The sequence below is a fragment of the Chryseobacterium sp. SIMBA_028 genome (assembly GCF_046535285.1).
In the GTDB taxonomy this organism is placed as follows: Bacteria; Bacteroidota; Bacteroidia; order Flavobacteriales; family Weeksellaceae; genus Chryseobacterium.
In genome coordinates, this window is sequence record NZ_JAWRWZ010000766.1 from 1 (window position 1) to 240 (window position 240).

Annotated in this window: 1 pseudogene; it reads right to left on the bottom strand. The window is 30.0% G+C overall.

What is annotated here, in order from left to right:
• Nucleotides 1-221: pseudogene (locus tag SCA31_RS25315) on the bottom strand (hypothetical protein); the annotation flags it as partial.
• Nucleotides 222-240 lie beyond the last annotated feature (19 nt).

Consider the following 240-nt stretch of genomic DNA (forward strand, 5'->3'; position numbering starts at 1 on the left):
TTAGGATTTCCGACAACACTTACATTGTATCCGTGTTTGACCAATATTTTATATACACCTTCCCAGCCGGATCCATCTGCAAAAGCTCCATGTACCAATACAATATTTTTTACTTTTTGCTGTGCGTTTAATGTATTAAATGAAGCAAAAAATACGATCATAATCAGCCAGGTAAACCAATGTGAATCTGGTGATTTTCTTATTTTTAAAATATTTTTCATAATAATAGTATTTAAATAT